Here is a 425-nt window from a genome sequence, read left to right on the forward strand (position 1 = left end):
CAAAGGCAGGTTCTTTAAGGTAAGGAGGTGATCCAACCGCAGGTTCCCCTACGGTTACCTTGTTACGACTTCACCCCAGTCATGAATCACAAAGTGGTAAGCGCCCTCCCGAAGGTTAAGCTACCTACTTCTTTTGCAACCCACTCCCATGGTGTGACGGGCGGTGTGTACAAGGCCCGGGAACGTATTCACCGTAGCATTCTGATCTACGATTACTAGCGATTCCGACTTCATGGAGTCGAGTTGCAGACTCCAATCCGGACTACGACGCACTTTATGAGGTCCGCTTGCTCTCGCGAGGTCGCTTCTCTTTGTATGCGCCATTGTAGCACGTGTGTAGCCCTACTCGTAAGGGCCATGATGACTTGACGTCATCCCCACCTTCCTCCAGTTTATCACTGGCAGTCTCCTTTGAGTTCCCGGCC

The 425-nt window shown here is 52.7% G+C and carries 1 rRNA gene; it reads right to left on the reverse strand.

The features are described from left to right. Positions 1–20: 20 nt before the first annotated feature. Positions 21–425 (reverse strand): 16S ribosomal RNA (locus tag ACZ6J2_RS21820); the annotation flags it as partial.

Source organism: Enterobacter sp. E14S (genome assembly GCF_055666685.1).